This is a genomic window from Mesorhizobium sp. P3_A9 (genome assembly GCF_056402975.1).
The window spans coordinates 1-5,924 of sequence record NZ_JBFUGJ010000355.1 but is presented as its reverse complement, the minus strand read 5'-3'; the positions used below and the strand labels follow the sequence as shown (position 1 = coordinate 5,924).

Genomic DNA, 5,924 nt, shown 5'->3' with positions numbered 1-5,924 from the left:
CCCCTCACCTGCCGCAGCCTGTCCTGGTGAGCGGAGACGTCGGACAGCGTGCTACTATAGATCAAAGCCACGCGACCTGATCTTCATGAATGGGCAGTTTTTGCTTAGAGGCCGCTAATATTATTGGGTACAGCCGGCTCTCATTGCCTCCAGCAAGGATTTTTCCTTTCAAGAAGCTCTCCGTGAATTGCCAAGCCCCCACCTGACACCCGAGTTGCCCGTGCTTAGGTTTCAGGCAATGGCTTGTCAATCTCGGACGCGGGACCGAGTTCGATTTCAACACGCTGCGGGAGATTCAGGTGACCTCGGCCGTGAAAAGCTATTGAGCAAGCCTACCGAGTTCAGGCAAATCGAACGCCGATCGAACCCTCGAGCTCACTGACGATCCAGGATGCGGCGCACGACCCGCTCGGTGGATTTTCGCCATTCCGGCGCGTTCCATCCGAATATGGCCGCGAATTTCGCGCTCGACAGGCGCGAACTGGCCGGGCGTCGCGCCTTGGTCGGATAGTCCTTGGTGGCAATATCCCGCACCTGCGCCCAGGGACCGCCAGCCGCTTGGCTTGTGTCCAGGATGTGACGGGCAAAGCCGCTCCAGTTGGTCTCACCCGTGCCGGCCAGGTGATAAGTACCGAACGCACCACTCTTGTCGTCATGCAGCATCGCCGCCGCATGCAGGATAGCGTCGGCGATATCGAGCGCCGAGGTGGGATTGCCCCACTGATCGGCCACCACCGAAATCTCGTCGCGGTCGGCAGCCAGCCGCAGCATGGTTTTGACGAAATTCTTGCCGAACGGGCTGTAGACCCATGCGGTTCGCAGGATCAGGTGACGCGGGCCGGCAGCGGCCACCGCCTGCTCGCCGGCGAGCTTGGAGGCGCCGTAGACSCCAAGGGGTGCCGTCGCGTCGGTCTCGACATACGCGTGAGGGCCACTGCCGTCGAAAACATAGTCGGTCGAAAGATGGATGATCGGAACGCCAAGGCGTGCGGCTGCCTGCGCCACCTTGCCGGCGCCGGTCGCGTTGACCGCAAAGGCAAGGTCGGGCTCGTCCTCGGCCTGATCCACGGCCGTGTAAGCGGCGGCCGAGACGACGATATCCGGTTTGCCCGCCGCGATGGCGTCGATGATCGTCCCAGGTCTTGCCAGGTCGAGATCCGGACGGCCGATGGCGACGACCTCCACGCCGGTGCGCGCCTGGCGGGCCTCCAGCAGGCTTGCCGCAACCTGACCGTCGCGTCCGGTGACGACGAGCCTCACGCGCCACCCTTSCGCGCTTCGCCCAGTCTTTCACCGGCGTAGCGCTGCTCGCGGATCGGCCCCCACCACCATTTGTTGTCGAGGAACCAGTCCACGGTTCTGGTCAGGCCGCTGTCGAAATTCTCCCTCGGCGCCCAGCCGAGTTCGCGGCCGATCTTGGAGGCATCGATGGCGTAGCGGCGGTCGTGGCCGGGGCGRTCGGTGACGAAGGAGATCAGGTCGCGGTAGCTCTTGCCCCCGGCCCGAGGACGCCTGACATCGAGCAGGTCGCAGATCGTCTCGACGACGGCGAGGTTCGTCCGYTCCGAATTGCCGCCGACATTGTAGCTCTCGCCCGGTGTGCCCTTGGTGGCGACGAGTTCCAGGGCCCGCGCATGATCCTCGACGAACAGCCARTCGCGCACATTGGCGCCGGCGCCATAGACCGGCAGCGGCTTTTCGTCGAGCGCGTTGAGAATGACGAGGGGGATCAGTTTTTCGGGAAAATGATAGGGGCCGTAATTGTTCGAACAATTGGAGAGCACGACCGGCAAGCCATAGGTCTCGTGCCAGGCCCGCACCAGATGGTCCGAGGCTGCCTTCGAGGCGGAATAGGGCGAGGACGGTGCGTAAGGCGTCTCCTCGACGAACATGCCGCCATCAAAAGGCAGATCGCCGAACACCTCGTCGGTCGAGACATGATGGAAGCGGAAGCGGTTTTTCCTGTCATCGGCAAGGCCGCGCCAGTATTCGAGCGCCGCATTGAGGATCCGGTAGGTKCCGACGATGTTGGTCTCGATGAAGGYGCCMGGYCCGTCGATCGARCGGTCGACATGGCTYTCGGCGGCMAGRTTCATGACGATATCGATGTCGTCGYGGCGCAGGAGATCGAGCACCGCCCTCTCGTCKCAGATATCGGCATGGGCGAAGCTGTAATTATGCGCGTTTTCGATCGGCCGCAGCGAAGCCAGGTTGCCGGCATAGGTCAGCTTGTCGAGATTGGTCACCCGGTAGGCCGGATTGGCGCACAGATGCCGGCACACCGCCGAACCGATGAAGCCGGCACCGCCTGTCACCAGAAAGTTCATGCCCCTATCCCCATCAGGCAAACACCTCTGCGGCAGCAAGCATCGGTGCCTTGAGGTCCTTGTCCGAAAGCTGGAACCCACCAGCGATCGACGGCCACTTGATGCCGATGGCGGGATCATCGAAACGGATCGAGCGTTCATGGTCGGGCGAATAGGTGTCGGTGACCTTGTAGAGGACCTCGGTGTCGGGCACGAGCGTCACAAAACCATGTGCAAAGCCTCTTGGCACCAGAATCTGGTTGCCCTTTTCGGCCGAAATCTCGTGGGCGATCCATTTTCCAAAGGTCTTCGAGCTGCGGCGGATGTCGACACAAACATCCAGAATCCGGCCGCGGATCACACGCAGCAACTTGTCCTGGGTGCGGGGCGCAAGCTGATAATGCAGCCCGCGCAAGACGCCCGCCGCCGCGGAATAGGAATGGTTGTCCTGGATGAAATGCAATTTTATTCCGGCCTGCGCAAAGCGCTCGGCATTGTATGTCTCCATGAAGAAGCCACGTGCATCGCCATGCCGCTTTGGAACGATTTCCAGCACGCCTTCGAGGCCGAGGGACCTGATCTCCAACGCTCAGCCCTCCGACAGATCGGCGACGCGCCGGCGCAGATAGGCGGCATATTCATTTTTGCCCAACCGGGTTGCCCGTTCCAGCACTTGGTCTGCCGTCAACCAGCCCTGCTCGAAGGCGATCTCCTCAGGGCAAGCGACCTTGATGCCTTGCCGATGCTCGATCGTACGCACGAAGGAAGACGCGTCGTTCAGACTGTCATGGGTCCCGGTGTCGAGCCAGGCATAGCCGCGCCCCAATCGGTGCACATGCAGCAGGCCGCGATCGAGATAGGCGTTGTTGACCGCGGTGATCTCGAGCTCGCCGCGGGCCGAAGGTTTAATGGAGGAAGCGATATCGACGACGGTGTTGTCGTAGAAATACAGCCCTGTGACAGCCCAGTTGGATTTCGGCTTTTGCGGCTTTTCCTCGATCGTGAGCGCGGTTCCGGTGGCCTTGTCGAAGGACACGACGCCATATCGTTCTGGATCATCGACGCGGTAGGCGAACACCGAAGCGCCGGTCTCCCGCGCAGCGGCGCTGCGGCAAAGCTGCGACAGCCCGTCGCCAAAATAGATGTTGTCGCCCAGGATCATCGACACGCTGTCCTTGCCGATGAAGTCGCGGCCGATGATGAAAGCTTCCGCGAGCCCATTGGGTTGCGGCTGCTCCGCATAAGAGATATCCAGCCCAAAATCCGATCCGTCGCCGAGTAAATCGCGGAAAACGGGCAGATCACGGGGCGTCGAAATAACCAGGATCTCGCGAATTTCCGCGAGCATCAGTACGCTCAGCGGATAGTAGATCATCGGCTTGTCGTATACCGGAAGAATTTGTTTAGAGACTGCCAATGTCAGCGGATAAAGGCGCGTTCCACTACCTCCCGCAAGGATAATTCCTTTCAAGAAGCTCTCCCTGACATGCCCAAATCCCCTCGGCAGCAGTGGTAGCCATACGACACCTGAAAAGCTGCTGCCAGCGCCCGCTTATACCCTAGAGTCGTTACCAAAATACGCCTGGTACCACTCGACGAACCGCCCTACCCCGTCGGACACCGACGTACCGGGCCGATAGCCGACCGCCGCTTGGAGAGCCGAGGTGTCGGCGAAGGTGTCCGGCACGTCGCCGGGCTGCAGCGGCAAGAACTCGATGATGGCCTTGCGGCCAAGCGCGTTTTCCAGCGCCTCGACATAGGCGGTCAGCTTCACCGGATTGTTGTTGCCGATGTTGAAGATGCGCCAGGGCGCACTGCTCGTTGCCGGATCCGGATGGCCGGAATCCCAGGCAGGGTTGCCGGCGGCAGGGCTGTCGCTGGTTCGGATCACGCCTTCGGCGATGTCATCGACATAGGTGAAGTCGCGCGTGTGGTTGCCATTGTTGAACAGCTTGATCGGCTCGCCGGCCAGGATGCTCCTGGTGAACAGGAACAGCGCCATGTCGGGACGCCCCCAGGGGCCGTACACAGTGAAGAACCGCAGCCCGGTGGTCGGCAGCCCGAACAGATGGCTGTAACTGTGCGCCATCAGTTCGTTGGCGCGCTTGGTCGCGGCGTAGAACTGCAGCGGATGATCGGCCGGGCGGTGCTCGGAAAACGGCATGTCGGTGTTGGCGCCGTAGACACTCGAGGTGCTGGCATAGGTCAGATGCGCTATGCCGCCGCTGCGACAAGCCTCCAGCATGTTGGTGAAAGCGACGATGTTGCTTTCGACATAGGCGCGGGGGTTTTCCAGGCTGTAGCGGACCCCGGCCTGGGCGGCGAGATGGATCACCCGGTCGAAGGCGTGGTCGGCAAAGCAGCCGTCCACGATCTCTCTGTCGGCAAGATTGCCGTGGATGAAATGATATCCGGCATTGGTGCTTCGGCTTGCTTCGGTCAGCAGCCGCAGTCGCGCCTGCTTGATCGCTGGATCGTAGTAGTCGTTGACGCTGTCGATGCCGACAACCTCGTCGCCACGCTCCAGGAGCCGCCTGGCGACGTGATAGCCTATGAAGCCGGCGGCGCCGGTGACCAGAACCTTCATCAGAAGCGCCCGCCCTCGGGAATGGACCCCTGCCGTCTATGGCACGCCAAGCTTCCGACAGACCTCAGGAGCGCTTCAGCAGCGACCACACGGCCGGCACAAGGCTTGCCGCCAGCGCAACCTTGATCAGGTCGCCGACGATGAACGGCACCACGCCGAACTGCCAGGACTTTTCCGGACCGATCAGCAGCGCCAGCCAGGCGAAGCCCATCGCCATCATCACCACTTCGGCAACCAGCATCGCGTTGAAAAGCTTGATCGGGTGGCGATCCCAGCCGCGATCGGCAGCCCAGCCGACAATCGCCGCCATGACCACGAAGCCAGCGAGATAGCCACCGGTCGAGCCGAGCATGTAGGCGATGCCGACGCCCTTTTCCGGCGTACCCTGGAAGACCGGGAAGCCCATCGCGCCCTCCGCCATGTAGAGCAGCAGCGTGGCGACGCCGAGGCGCATGCCGAAGGCTGCGGCGATCAGCAAGACGGCGAGCGTCTGCATCGAGATGTCGACGGGGCCCAGCACGACCTTGGTCTTGGCCGACAGGGTCAAAAGCAGCGTGCCGGCGATCGCCAGCAAAAGCTGTGTTGCCAGTCGCGCCGCGCCTTCTTGCGGCAAAGCCAGAAAAACAAGCGGGCGCATCGTCGTTGCAGTTGCCATGATCTTCCCCAATCCGATCTGTCGCGATCCGATAATCGCGGTCTCAGCGTTTTCCTATATTGGCTTGCGTGCTATGCGGCAATCGGTTTTGCCGTTCCGGGAACATTGTGCCGATATGGCTCTCAAATTCGATACCAGCTTCGATCCGCACTACGGCCAGGGCGTGAGCGTGGCACCGGACATACAGCGCGTCACGGTTCGAAATCCCAGCCCCTTCACTTTTCATGGCACCAACAGCTATGTCGTCGGGCGCGATACGCTGGCGGTGATCGATCCCGGGCCGGAAGACGAGGCACATCTTCAGACCTTGCTCGACGTGATCGCCGGCAGGCCGGTCAGCCATATCTTCGTCAGCCACACGCATCGTGACCATTCG

At 61.7% G+C, this 5,924-nt stretch carries 7 protein-coding genes; 1 reads left to right on the top strand and 6 read right to left on the bottom strand.

All coding sequences use genetic code 11. From position 1 onward, the window contains the following. Positions 1-375 precede the first annotated feature (375 nt). The 6 genes from rfbD to AC1DX0_RS29610 all read right to left on the bottom strand — a co-directional run bounded on the left by rfbD (position 376) and on the right by AC1DX0_RS29610 (position 5,548). A complete protein-coding gene (rfbD, locus tag AC1DX0_RS29635) occupies positions 376-1,260 on the bottom strand; it encodes a dTDP-4-dehydrorhamnose reductase (protein WP_477219598.1) in 885 nt (294 codons plus the stop codon). After that, on the bottom strand, positions 1,257-2,327 hold the full coding sequence (gene rfbB, locus AC1DX0_RS29630) for a dTDP-glucose 4,6-dehydratase (protein WP_477357971.1): 1,071 nt from the start codon (positions 2,325-2,327) through the stop codon (positions 1,257-1,259). Before rfbB ends, rfbD begins: the two co-directional genes overlap by 4 nt. Positions 2,328-2,340: 13 nt before the next feature. Next, positions 2,341-2,892 (bottom strand): dTDP-4-dehydrorhamnose 3,5-epimerase, encoded by a 552-nt coding sequence (gene rfbC, locus AC1DX0_RS29625; protein ID WP_477219600.1) that lies wholly within the window; start codon positions 2,890-2,892, stop codon positions 2,341-2,343. Between the two features lie 3 nt (positions 2,893-2,895). Further along, positions 2,896-3,777, bottom strand: a complete 882-nt coding sequence (gene rfbA / locus AC1DX0_RS29620; protein ID WP_477219601.1) for a glucose-1-phosphate thymidylyltransferase RfbA — start codon at positions 3,775-3,777, stop codon at positions 2,896-2,898. Between the two features lie 81 nt (positions 3,778-3,858). Then, a complete protein-coding gene (locus AC1DX0_RS29615) occupies positions 3,859-4,893 on the bottom strand; it encodes an NAD-dependent epimerase (protein WP_477219602.1) in 1,035 nt (344 codons plus the stop codon). Positions 4,894-4,957: 64 nt separating this feature from the next. Continuing rightward, positions 4,958-5,548: a biotin transporter BioY gene (locus tag AC1DX0_RS29610; RefSeq protein ID WP_172231271.1), complete on the bottom strand. Its 591-nt coding sequence runs from the start codon at positions 5,546-5,548 to the stop codon at positions 4,958-4,960. A gap of 115 nt (positions 5,549-5,663) precedes the next feature. On the opposite strand from AC1DX0_RS29610, the gene AC1DX0_RS29605 reads away from it, so the two are divergent. Further along, positions 5,664-5,924, top strand: a 261-nt coding sequence (locus AC1DX0_RS29605) for an MBL fold metallo-hydrolase (protein ID WP_477357974.1), incomplete at its 3' end; no start/stop codon positions are given.

What these genes read in the sequence shown, in the direction of transcription:
- AC1DX0_RS29615 (WP_477219602.1), bottom strand. Translation starts at nt 4,893, where the DNA reads ATGAAGGTTCTGGTCACCGGCGCCGCCGGCTTCATAGGCTATCACGTC.
- AC1DX0_RS29610 (WP_172231271.1), bottom strand. Translation starts at nt 5,548, where the DNA reads ATGGCAACTGCAACGACGATGCGCCCGCTTGTTTTTCTGGCTTTGCCG.